The sequence below is a fragment of the Ruegeria lacuscaerulensis genome (assembly GCF_013031245.1).
Classification (GTDB): domain Bacteria; phylum Pseudomonadota; class Alphaproteobacteria; order Rhodobacterales; family Rhodobacteraceae; genus Ruegeria; species Ruegeria lacuscaerulensis_C.
This window is the reverse complement of the sequence record NZ_WPZL01000002.1, coordinates 424,211-433,042: the sequence shown is the minus strand read 5'-3', so window position 1 is coordinate 433,042 and position 8,832 is coordinate 424,211. Positions and strand designations below refer to the sequence as shown.

General features: G+C 56.2%; 7 protein-coding genes. 2 read left to right on the top strand and 5 right to left on the bottom strand.

Translation table 11 applies throughout. The features are described from left to right. Window positions 1-371 (top strand): hypothetical protein (locus GOX66_RS04710; protein ID WP_214652563.1); only part of this gene is annotated, 371 nt, incomplete at its 5' end. 140 nt (window positions 372-511) lie between these two features. Here GOX66_RS04710 and GOX66_RS04705 read toward each other — a convergent pair. From GOX66_RS04705 to recA, 4 genes are all read right to left on the bottom strand, one after another. Beyond that, window positions 512-1,135, bottom strand: coding sequence for a transglutaminase-like cysteine peptidase (locus tag GOX66_RS04705; RefSeq protein ID WP_170760078.1), 624 nt, complete (start codon window positions 1,133-1,135; stop codon window positions 512-514). A gap of 358 nt (window positions 1,136-1,493) precedes the next feature. Beyond that, window positions 1,494-1,781 (bottom strand): DUF1330 domain-containing protein, encoded by a 288-nt coding sequence (locus GOX66_RS04700; protein WP_170760076.1) that lies wholly within the window; start codon window positions 1,779-1,781, stop codon window positions 1,494-1,496. 1 nt (window position 1,782) lies between these two features. Then, window positions 1,783-4,452: an alanine--tRNA ligase gene (alaS, locus tag GOX66_RS04695; RefSeq protein WP_170760074.1), complete on the bottom strand. Its 2,670-nt coding sequence runs from the start codon at window positions 4,450-4,452 to the stop codon at window positions 1,783-1,785. A 165-nt stretch (window positions 4,453-4,617) separates the two neighbouring features. Beyond that, the gene (gene recA / locus GOX66_RS04690; protein ID WP_170760072.1) at window positions 4,618-5,685 is read right to left on the bottom strand and encodes a recombinase RecA; all 1,068 of its coding nucleotides are present in this window, start codon (window positions 5,683-5,685) and stop codon (window positions 4,618-4,620) included. Window positions 5,686-5,877: 192 nt separating this feature from the next. Here recA and GOX66_RS04685 point away from each other — a divergent pair, with 192 nt between their 5' ends. Beyond that, window positions 5,878-6,471, top strand: a complete 594-nt coding sequence (locus GOX66_RS04685; protein WP_170760070.1) for a sulfotransferase family 2 domain-containing protein — start codon at window positions 5,878-5,880, stop codon at window positions 6,469-6,471. Window positions 6,472-6,476: 5 nt separating this feature from the next. Here GOX66_RS04685 and GOX66_RS04680 read toward each other — a convergent pair whose 3' ends face one another. Further along, window positions 6,477-8,768, bottom strand: a complete 2,292-nt coding sequence (locus GOX66_RS04680; RefSeq protein ID WP_170760067.1) for a hybrid sensor histidine kinase/response regulator — start codon at window positions 8,766-8,768, stop codon at window positions 6,477-6,479. Between the last annotated feature and the right edge of the window lie 64 nt (window positions 8,769-8,832).

Here is an 8,832-nt window from a genome sequence, read left to right as displayed (position 1 = left end):
ACAATGGCGGCGGCGGCAACAGCGGCAACGGCAACGGCGGCAACAATGGCGGCGGCGGCAACAGCGGCAACGGCAACGGCGGCAACAATGGCGGCGGTGGCAACAATGGCGGCGGCAACGGCGGCAACAATGGCGGCGGTGGCAACAATGGCGGCGGTGGCAACAATGGCGGCCCGGGCAATGGTAACGGAAACGCCGGCAACTCCGGAAACGGCGGCGGCAACAACGGTGGCTCTGGGCCTGGTACCGGTAATGGCGGCAGCAACAACGGTAATGGCAACGGAGGCGGCGGCCACGGAAATGGTGGCAGTAATGGCGGCGCCTCCGGCGGCAACGCAAACGGTCCCGGCAGTGGCGGCACGTTCAACTAAATCGTTGCACCAAGGTTAGCTCACCGCTGCGGCAGTGGCTCAAACCCGTTGAACATAGAATCGGAAAGGGCGACAATAATGTCGCCCTTTTTCCTAGATGTTGACCATGTCAGCCGCGACCACCGTTCAAAAGGCCCTGTTCAGCTGCGCCCGTAGACGCTGACCCAACCGCTGGGTTTACGTGGATTTTGCATCCGAAGGAACAAATAGCGTGTCGCCGACCACGGCTTGATTTGGTTAGTCAGGTTGTCCAACACCAGATCTCCGCCCGCTGATCGGTAAACCAACACCGCATGCGAATTGCGTTGAGTGTCCAGAACGGTGGCTATGAGCAGTTTGTTCGGGTCCACACCTGCACGTATCAGGTCTCGTTTCTTCAACAGAGCAAAATCTTCGCAATCTCCGCCCCGAGACGTTGGGAGCGCCCATCTTTCAATGGTCCGGTACTGCGACTGATCCGTCACTGTACGGGTCGTGGAGTTTATCCGCCGATTTACCTGTCTGATAATCTGCATTTCCTGCTGGCTGGACATCAGAACAGACGCCTTGGTCGAGCATGCCCATTTGTATTGCCTGCAAAGTTGGCGCGCACCCGACGGCGGCGGCGACACATTAATACTTGGGATAAAGTTCCCTTCGCTCGCCACAGCATTTTCGGTAACAAAAATCGGGCTCAACACGACCGCGGAAACAACGGCCAAACGCCCGGAAGTGATAGCCCACCTCTTAAGCGCGGCTCTGAATTCAACGCCGAATGATTTCATGCCTGTCCCTCGATCCGTTTCTCATCCGTGTGATCGCGGACGATCCGAGCCGTAATTCGATTAAAACAATTATCGATAGGCCGAGCGTCTTCTGCAATCTCAGGTGAAGTTGCAAGCGAAAAGAGGCGGAAGTTCGTCTCTCAATATGGCCATTTCGGGCAAGAATTGAGAGCTGGCGGCCACAATCTATGAGTGCGGCAAGAAAAAGTCACATTCAGAAATGAAATTAAATCACTGAATTATAACAAGGATGCTATATGCGGGAAAAGCCAGAAATCTATTGAAGTTAACCGGCTGTTCCTTTGGCTGAAATCCGCGCATTCCATCTAAACTAAAGCAAAGAACGCGCGAATTGAGTCTATTCAGTGATCTCTACAACCACCAACTCGCGCTCACTGGCGCCGCGCGCGTGATCCAGTGCTTCCTGATATTCCGGAGAATTGTAGCATTCCACAGCGGCTTCGAGCGAAGGGAAACGGGCAACGACATTGCGTGGCCGCTCTTTCCCTTCAAGCTGAACATACCGGGCGGCCCGGGCGATAAAGGTGCCGCCATGTTTGGCTATCGCGGGGCCGGCAAGTTCAGCGTATTTTCCGTATGCCTCATTGTCGGTCACAGTGACATGTGCAATCCAAAGTGCGGCCATCTTAACCTCCCAATACTTGCTCGGCGGCTTTGATCGCCGCGTCCGAATTCGAGGCGTCCCTGCCGCCACCTTGCGCCATGTCAGGGCGTCCACCGCCACCTTTTCCGCCCAGTTCAGAGACAGCGGCCCGAACAAGATCGACCGCCGACACTTTGTCGGTCAGGTCCTTTGTGACGCCAGCAGCGACTGCAGCTTTACCACCGGCATCTGCAATCAGCAAAACCGCGCCAGAACCCAGACGGGTTTTGTGTTCATCAATTAATGCAGGAAGATCCTTGCCCGACACTCCAGTCAGTGCTTGCGCCAGGAAAGGCACTCCGTTTACATCGCGTGCCTCGGCACCGCCCTGCCCTGATCCACCTGCCATCGCCAGATCGCGGCGCAGTTGTGCAACTTCGTTTTGCAGGGCTTTGCGTTCATCCAGCAAGGATTTGACGCGGCTGACAACATCGTCCGGCTGCGCCTTCAGTTCCAGCGCAATCTGTCCCAGGCGCTGATCCTGTGCCGACAGATGACGGAAAGCCTCATCACCGGTCAGAGCTTCGATCCGCCGAACGCCTGCGCTGCTGGCGCTGTCACCCAGAACGACAAATGTCCCAATGTCACCTGTCTGGCGAACATGCGTTCCACCGCAAAGCTCAATCGACCAGGTTTCACCGTCGTGCCCCTTGCCGGTGGGCGCCTTGCCCATTGAGACAACCCGGACCTCATCCCCGTATTTCTCACCGAACAGAGCCTGAGCACCCATTCCACGGGCGTCATCCGGTGTCATGACCCGGGTCTCGACGGTGGAGTTCTGACGGATGAACTCATTTACCTCGCGCTCGACTTTCCGGATTTCATCCAGGTTCAGCGCTTTGGAATGGCTAAAATCGAACCGTAACCGATCAGAGTCATTCAGCGATCCGCGCTGTGCAACGTGATCACCCAGCGTTTCACGCAACGCTTCGTGCAGCAAGTGCGTCGCCGAATGGTTGGCCCGGATCGCTGTACGGCGGGCGTGGTTTACCTCAAGTTCGACGCCGTCGCCCTTTGACAATGTGCCCTGAGCGACAGTGACTTTATGAGCATACACCTTGCCATCGGCAAATTTCCTGGTGTCTTCGACCCGTGCAACGTCGTCACGCTCTTCCAGACGCCGGATTTCCCCGGTATCGCCCACCTGACCGCCGGCCTCACCATAGAACGGGGTCTGGTTCACGATGACCCAGCCCGTGCCGCCCTTTTCGATCTTGTCGACCAAAGCACCATCCACGACCAGAGCAGCGACCTGGCCTTCGGCTTTTTCGGTATCGTAGCCGAGAAAATCCGTGGCACCCGCAGCATCCAGCACATCGAACCACACCGCTTGGTCCGCAGCCTCGCCCGACCCGGCCCAGGCCGCGCGGGCCTTGGCCTTTTGTTCCGCCATAGCCGCGTCAAAACCGTCAGTGTCCACTGTCCGGCCCTTTTCACGCAACGCATCCTGCGTCAGATCCAGCGGGAACCCGTACGTATCGTACAGTTTGAATGCCGCGTCGCCAGCCAATGCTGCACCCTCGGGCAGTCCTGCAACCTCATCATCCAGCAATTTCAGGCCGCGGTCCAACGTCTGCTTGAACCGGGTCTCTTCCAACAGCAGCGTTTCTTCGATCAGCGCCTGCGCCTGCCCAAGTTCGGAATACTGCGCTCCCATCAACTGCACCAAAGACGGTACCAATTGATGCATAACCGGGTCTTTCGCGCCCAACAGATGCGCATGACGCATGGCCCTACGCATGATCCGGCGCAGAACATAGCCGCGACCGTCATTCGAGGGCATTACGCCATCCGCAATCAGGAACGAAGTCGAACGCAAGTGATCCGCGATCACGCGGTGGTGGACGTTCTGGTCACCATAAGGATCCACGCCAGTCGCTTCCGCTGATGCCTCGATAAGCGTCTTAAACAGATCCGTGTCATAGTTGTCGTGGCTACCCTGCAGCAGCGCGCCAATTCGCTCGAGCCCCATGCCGGTGTCGATCGACTGCATGTCGAGTTCGACCATCGAGCCGTCCTCAAACTGCTCGTTCTGCATGAAAACGATGTTCCAGATTTCTATGAACCGGTCGCCATCTTCCTCGGCCGAGCCCGGAGGGCCACCCCAGATGTGATCGCCATGGTCATAGAAAATCTCGGTGCATGGGCCGCAGGGACCGGTCGGCCCCATTTGCCAGAAGTTGTCGTTCGTGGCGATGCGGATGATCCGATCCTCCGGCACGCCGACCTTTTTCCAGATTTCAAAGGCCTCGTCGTCGGTATGATAAACCGTCGTTAGCAAACGGTTCTTGTCGACGCCGAATTCCTTGGTAATCAGTTCCCACGCAAAAGGTATCGCGTCGCTCTTGAAGTAATCGCCGAACGAGAAATTTCCCAGCATCTCAAAGAAGGTGTGATGCCGCGCAGTGTAACCCACGTTATCCAGATCGTTATGTTTACCGCCTGCTCGCACACATTTCTGCGAGGTGGTTGCACGTTGATAATCGCGGGTTTCAACGCCGGTAAACAGGTTTTTGAACTGAACCATCCCCGAGTTCACAAACATCAGCGTCGGGTCATTGCGCGGGACCAGAGGGCTGGACGCCACCACTTCGTGCCCCTGTTTGGCAAAGTAGTTCAGAAAGGTCGATCGAATATCGTTCAGCGTGGGCATAAGGCTCTCTCGGCGCGCAATCATTTTGTTCCGAAACGGGTTTATCGCCGTCCCTGCGGATAGTCCACAGCGTTGGGGCCGCGGAACGAAACAAGGCGGCCCCAAAAGGGCCGCCCTGCTTTTCGAATTCTGCGCATTACCCGAATGCAGCCGCTCTTTTGACCGTCAGGCTTCGAGGATGTCGTCATCCTCGGTCGCACTGGGTGGCATTTCGAAATCAAGTCCGTGCGCCGCACGAATCTTGTCTTCGATTTCCAGCGCGGCGCGGCCGTTGTCACGCAAGTACTGCTTGGCATTCTCACGCCCCTGCCCGATCCGCTCATCGCCATAGCTGAACCACGAGCCTGATTTCTCGACCACTCCGGCCTTGACGCCAAGATCCAGCAGCTCACCCATTTTGCTGATGCCTTCGCCATACATGATGTCGAATTCCACCTGCTTGAACGGCGGCGCCACCTTGTTCTTGACCACCTTGACGCGGGTCTGGTTGCCGACCACTTCGTCCCGATCCTTGATCGCCCCAATGCGGCGGATGTCCAAACGAACCGAGCTGTAGAACTTCAGCGCGTTCCCACCTGTTGTGGTTTCCGGGCTGCCAAACATTACACCGATCTTCATCCGGATCTGGTTGATGAAGACCACCATGCAGTTGCTGCGGCTGATCGAGCCGGTCAGCTTGCGCATCGCCTGGCTCATCAGGCGGGCCTGCACGCCAACGCTGCTGTCACCCATGTCGCCTTCGAGTTCCGATTTGGGCGTCAGCGCCGCAACCGAGTCGACCACGACCATGTTCACCGCACCCGAGCGCACCAGCGTGTCGGTGATTTCCAACGCCTGTTCGCCGGTATCGGGCTGCGAGATCAGCAACTCATCCAGATCAACGCCCAACTTACGCGCATATTGCGGGTCCAGCGCATGTTCCGCATCAACAAAGGCGCAAACTCCGCCGTGTTTTTGCTGTTCGGCAATGCAATGCAGCGTCAGCGTCGTTTTACCCGAGCTTTCAGGTCCATAAATTTCGACGATCCGGCCCATCGGCAGGCCGCCAATCCCCAGCGCGATATCCAGACCCAGAGAACCGGTCGAGCTGGCCTCGATGTCTTGCTTTGCGTCCTCGCCCAGCTTCATGATCGAGCCCTTGCCGAACTGGCGTTCAATCTGGGCCAGCGCGCTGTCGAGCGCCTTTTGCTTGTCTGCGTTTTTCTTGTCGCTCATTGTCAGAAGATCCGCCATTGTCCTGTCGCCTTCCCTTTTGTCACACCCTTGAACGGGCGGCAATCGCTGCTTTGTTCGCCTCTTGTTCCTTATGGGACCAAAAAGAGAACATTTCAACTAAAACTTACGATACTTACTGTTCGGTAATTGTGTTAAAGAGTCGTTTACGCCAATCTGCACCAGTAACAAATATCGTCAAAGGGCGAATAAATGCTTGTTTTCTATAAGGAACGCCTCGCGTTTCTGGCTGTCCCCAAAACAGGCAGCACGGCTTACCATTCCGCCCTGAGCGATCGTGCCGATTTCGTCGTGACTGGCCCGCCGGATCTGAAACACGCCCCCGTACGGCGCTATGACCGCTTTTTCCAGAACATTTTTCGTAAAATGTACGACACCGAGATGGAAATCATGGCCGTCGTACGCGAACCCATCGACTGGCTAGGCAGCTGGTACAGGTTCCGCAGCCGGTCGGACCGGATCGGACACCCACATTCTACCCGCGACCTGAGCTTTGATGAGTTCGTGCAGGCCTATATGCAAAATCCGCGTCCGGAATTTGCAGATGTCGGCAGCCAGAACCAGTTTTTCCGCACCCGCAGCAATGGTTGTGGTGCCAGCCATGTCTTCAAATATGAAAACCAGGACAGGATACTCGATTTCCTGCAGGATCGGTTGAATATGCAGATCGACCTCAAACAGGAAAACACTTCACCGAAGCGAGACCTTTTCCTGTCGCCGGAAACCGAAGAGAAGTTCCGAAAACTGCACGCAGCGGAATTCGCCTGCCACGCGTCGGCACTTTAAGTTGATCAGTTAAGTTGCTGAAAAACCGCCTCAGTCAGTTGATTCAGCGAGAAAGGCTTGGGCAGGAAGGTTGAGTTCGTGATTTCCGGCCCGGACTCTCCGAATGCGCCTTCGGTATAGCCGGACATGAATATTACCCGGACATCCGGGCGCGTCTCCATCGCTTTGCCAACCCAGGTCGGACCGTCCATTCCGGGCATGACGACGTCTGTGACAAAGGCGTCGACATTCAGCGCCCCGTCTTCAAGCAAGCGCAGAGCTTCCTCGCCCGATTCCGCCTCAAGAACGGTATACCCTTTCAGCCGCAATGCCCGCGTTGCAAATGCGCGCACCGGCGCCTCATCTTCGACCAACAACACGACACCTTCACCCTGCCGGGCGCTTTGTGGGTCGGATATGGGTTTCTCGGCTGGCTCAGCGTCCTGAGGCGCGGCACAAACAGGCAGGTAAACCGTGAATTCGGTCCCGCGGCCCGGAAGGCTATCGACAAAAATGAAGCCACCGGTTTGTTTGACGATTCCGTAAACGGTCGACAGCCCAAGTCCGGTGCCCTCGCCGGTGCGTTTGGTGGTGTAGAAAGGTTCAAACACCTTTTGCAATTTATCTGCGGGGATACCAACGCCGCTGTCGTTGACTTTAACGGTCACGTATTCGCCTGGCTGCACAGTCGCGCGATCCCGCGCGAGGGGTTGGTTCAGCACCACAACCTCGGTTTCGATTCGTACTTCGCCGCCATCCGGCATCGCGTCGCGCGCGTTAACGACCAGGTTCATGAACACCTGCTCCAATTGCCGTTTATCAGCACGCACAGGTTTCAGCACCGGATCGTGGCTAAGGGTCAGACGGACTTTCTCTCCGACCAGTCTGTTCAGCAGATGGATCAAGTCCGAGATCGTGTCCCGAAGGTCCAGAACCTCGGGCTGCAGAGTTTGTTTTCGGGAAAACGCCAGCAACTGACCGACCAGCGCGGCTGCACGGTTGGCGTTCTGGTTAATCTGTACGAGATCCCCATAATTCGGGTCGTTCTGATCATGACGCAAAAGCAGAAGGTCACAGTGTCCGGAAATCGCTGTCAGGAGGTTGTTGAAGTCATGGGCAACACCCCCTGCCAACTGCCCAACGGCTTGCATCTTTTGCCCCTGAACGAATTGCGCTTCGAGTGTTTTGAGTTCGGTGGCGTCATTCAGAACCGCGATCAGGCAGACCTGACCGTTATTCACCACACGGTTCAACGTGACCTGGACAAAGACCTCTTTGTCCTGACGGGTCAGGCGAAGAAACTCTGAGCGCATCGCGGGTTCCTGTGCGGCCGTCCTTGCCAGCCAATCCAGAATGGGATGCCCAAGCGCCCGCATGATCTGATCGACATTAGTTTCACCCGGCTGGATATTCCCAATCAGTTTCGCGGCAAGCCGGTTGGCTTCGAGAATAATGCCGTCAGGCGAAAGTCTCATGATCGGCACGGGCAAGTCTGCAAAAGAGGCTTCACTAACACTCTGCTCGCCATCGTCCATGGGCAGAAGGAGCAGATCGCGGAACGTACCAAATCGTGCCAACTCGCATGCTACCGCAGGAACGCACCCGTTTGCCGTTTTTACCTTCGTGATTTCCCCCGCGCCCTGCACGTCGGTGGAGATTACCTGATGCAGAGTTTCAGGTTTTTGCCCCAACAGGTGTTCAGCGGCTCCGTTCACACGCAACAGAGCACCGTTTCGTCCTTCAGTTACAACCGGTACGGAAACCTCATCCCAGCGCCCAGGTGTTTCCAAATGAAATCGCCAGCAAAACAAACCATTGCCCACACCGAACACTGAAACTGGTATGGTCGATCCAACCGTTACAATGTCCTCCCGCGCCTTACCGTAAATCTCGGCCAGCGATTGCAGGCGCAGCAGAATTGCAGGTGGGTTCGCAATCATCGATTTCAGACAGTTCTCAAGACGTGCACCCGGAAACGCCTGAATCTGTGCCCGGGCCTGAGAGTTTGAACTCAACACATCTCCTTGAGTGTTTGCAATCAGGCAAGGAAACAGGTCCTGCTCGGCAAAAACTGCCATGGCTTCCATTGCACGCCGCGCAGAGTAATCCGCAATTTGCCCCTTCAGAACGACCAATAAGGCGGCCGACAACAGTGATACTCCGGCGACGACAAAACCAGTTTTCCATTCCGGGGGTAAAAGCCCGAAAAACGGTGAAAAGCTTAGCAGAGCGCCCACAACGACAATAGGCGCAAGCCGCAATCCCGTCGGAGTTTTTTGAAGAGAAGGATCAGGGAAAATTCCGGTAATGTCAGACATAAACAACTCAGGTCGGTGAGCTTTTCAGTAATCAGCCCAAATAATGTTAATGTCCGCTTAAAAA

Coding starts and splice junctions, on each gene's coding strand:
- GOX66_RS04680 (WP_170760067.1), bottom strand. CDS start 8,768: ATGTCTGACATTACCGGAATTTTCCCTGATCCTTCTCTTCAAAAAACT.
- GOX66_RS04700 (WP_170760076.1), bottom strand. CDS start 1,781: ATGGCCGCACTTTGGATTGCACATGTCACTGTGACCGACAATGAGGCA.
- GOX66_RS04685 (WP_170760070.1), top strand. CDS start 5,878: ATGCTTGTTTTCTATAAGGAACGCCTCGCGTTTCTGGCTGTCCCCAAA.
- alaS (WP_170760074.1), bottom strand. CDS start 4,452: ATGCCCACGCTGAACGATATTCGATCGACCTTTCTGAACTACTTTGCC.
- recA (WP_170760072.1), bottom strand. CDS start 5,685: ATGGCGGATCTTCTGACAATGAGCGACAAGAAAAACGCAGACAAGCAA.
- GOX66_RS04705 (WP_170760078.1), bottom strand. CDS start 1,135: ATGAAATCATTCGGCGTTGAATTCAGAGCCGCGCTTAAGAGGTGGGCT.